This is a genomic window from Kitasatospora sp. NPDC047058 (genome assembly GCF_040643935.1).
Lineage (GTDB): Bacteria > Actinomycetota > Actinomycetes > Streptomycetales > Streptomycetaceae > Kitasatospora.
In genome coordinates this window covers 1-1,886 of record NZ_JBEYVJ010000763.1, presented here as the reverse complement: position 1 = coordinate 1,886, position 1,886 = coordinate 1, and the positions used below count along the sequence as shown (strand labels likewise).

2 protein-coding genes are annotated in these 1,886 nt (G+C 73.8%); one reads left to right on the top strand and one right to left on the bottom strand.

Going from position 1 to position 1,886, the window contains the following annotated elements; translation table 11 throughout:
- Positions 1 to 335 (bottom strand): hypothetical protein (locus ABZ885_RS40255; RefSeq protein ID WP_360200035.1); only part of this gene is annotated, 335 nt, incomplete at its 3' end.
- Positions 336 to 338: 3 nt separating this feature from the next.
- On the opposite strand from ABZ885_RS40255, the gene ABZ885_RS40250 reads away from it, so the two are divergent.
- Positions 339 to 1,670 (top strand): tetratricopeptide repeat protein, encoded by a 1,332-nt coding sequence (locus tag ABZ885_RS40250; protein ID WP_360200033.1) that lies wholly within the window; start codon positions 339 to 341, stop codon positions 1,668 to 1,670.
- Positions 1,671 to 1,886 lie beyond the last annotated feature (216 nt).

Genomic DNA, 1,886 nt, shown 5'->3' with positions numbered 1-1,886 from the left:
ATCGAGAACCCGGTGCGCCACAGCGGTGAGACCTTCGCCTGGGGGGTCTGGGTCTCCCTGAGCGAGACGAACTTCGCCCCGCCGGGACCGCGGCAGACGCCGCGCCCGGCCGCCGGTACATCGCCAGGGACGGCGTCGGCGACGACCCCGACGAGCTCGCCGCCTACCTGGCCCTGCCGCCCGCCGAGCGCGCCCGGCTGCACGATCTGCGGCGGGCCGAGCTGGAGACGGCCGGCGAGGCCTCCCTGCGGCTGGGCGCCATCACCTGGCACGCGGAACACGGCAGCGACCCGTCCGGCGCCGGGGCCGACGTCCTGCGTCACGCGCTCGACCACTGCATGGACCTCGGCTACTACCACGCCGTCCTCGACCTCGGCGAGCGCGGCCGGCGGCTGGTCACCCACGAGAGCAGCCCGACCCACTGGTGGGCCTTCACCACCAAGATGACCACCTCCTACGCCGCACTGGGCCTCGCCGAACAGGCGCTTCCCCTGTACGACGAGGCCCGGGCACTCAGCAGCTCGCCCGAGGTCCACATGCAGGCCGCGTACGCCACGGCCATGCTCCACACCCGGCACTTCGACGCCGACCGGCGCGACCACCAGCTGGCCCGGAGCTGGGTCAACCAGGCGATCGCCTTCGCCAAGTGGCACCCCGAGCCGAAGGAGCGGGAGGCGCGGGTCGTGTTCAACCGCAACGGGCTCGCGCTGATCGAGGTCCACCAGGGCCGCCTGGAGGAGGCGTTGACGTTGCTGGACGCCTGCATCGCCCGGCTCGACGAGACGCTGGAGGACCACGAGCACACGCTGCACCGGTCCGTGCTGCGCTACAACCGTGCGCAGGTCTATGCGGGCCTCGGCCGCCACACCGAGGCCGTGGCCGACTACACCGCGGTGATCGAGTGCGACCCCAACTACGCCGAGTACCACTTCGACCGGGGCATGCTCTGGCGCGACCTGGGCCGTCCGGAGCAGGCGCTGGCCGACTACGACCGCGCCATCCGGCTCTCGCCGCCGTTCCCCGAGGCGTACTTCAACCGGGCCGACGTCCTCGCCGAACTCGGCGACACCGAGGCGGCGCTGGCGGACTTCGGTTACGTCCTCGAACTCGACCCGGCGTTCGCCGACGCCCGCCTCAACCGGGCGGCCCTGCTGCTCGAGTCGGGTGAGCACAAGCTCGCCTGGAGCGAGGTCCGGGCCGGCCTCGCGGACACCCCGGACAGCCCGCAGCTCCTCTGCCTCAAGGGCCAGTTGCTGGCAGCCGACGGCGAGCCGGCGGCGGCGTCCGAAGCCTGGGAGGCCGCCCTCGCCGCCGACCCCGGGTACGCCCAGGCGTGGGCCATGCTCGGTGAACTCCGGTACCAGGAGGGCGACCTGGACGGCGCGTGCACCGATCTGGAACGCGCGGTCGGGCTCTCGGACGACCCCGGCATGCGGTTCAACCTGGCCGTGGTCCACCACGACGCCGGGCGCTACGGCGAGGCCCTCCGGCTGCTCGACGAGGTGCTCGACTCGACCGAGGACGTGGACGCCCGGTTGCAGCGGGCCCGTTGCCTGATCGGGCTCGACCGGGCGGACACCGCCAGGGAGGAGCTGCTCGCCTGCCTGGGAGCCGATCCCGGCTGCGCCGAGCAGGTGTACGAGCTGATGCCGGACCTGGCCCACGCCTGACCGGGCCCCGGCCCCTCCGCCCGTCACCAGCACCGCCCCGCGCCCCGCTGTCCCCCGTGGACGCCGGGCGACGGGGCGGTTCCACGCGGTCAGCGCCGCACCACGGCACCGCCGAGCTCACTACGCACGCGGCCACGGACGTGGGCCACGGCGGGCGAACCCGTGTACGCGGCGGCCACCTTGACCAGCCACGCCGCCTCCTCGCGGATGTCCGCC

Coding starts and splice junctions, on each gene's coding strand:
- ABZ885_RS40250 (WP_360200033.1), top strand. CDS start 339: ATGGACCTCGGCTACTACCACGCCGTCCTCGACCTCGGCGAGCGCGGC.